General features: G+C 76.8%; 1 protein-coding gene. It reads left to right on the forward strand.

The features are described from left to right. Window positions 1-237: glycoside hydrolase family 3 N-terminal domain-containing protein (locus QWY29_RS20645; protein WP_300963089.1), on the forward strand; the 237-nt coding region annotated here is incomplete at both ends.

Genomic DNA, 237 nt, shown 5'->3' on the forward strand with positions numbered 1-237 from the left:
CGCGGCGCGGGCGTGGTGCCGGTGGTCAAGCACTTCCCCGGGCACGGGTCGCTGACGACCGACAGCCACGTCGCACTGCCGGTGCAGACCCGGACGGTGCCGCAGCTGGAGCGGGTCGACCAGCGGCCGTTCGAGGCCGCGGTCGAGGCCGGGCTGCCGGCGGTGATGGTCGGCCACATCGCGGTGCGGGCGGTCGACCCGGGCGTGCCGGCGACCCTGTCGCGACCGGTCGTGCAC

The organism is Nocardioides abyssi, assembly GCF_030412915.1.
GTDB lineage: Bacteria > Actinomycetota > Actinomycetes > Propionibacteriales > Nocardioidaceae > Nocardioides > Nocardioides abyssi.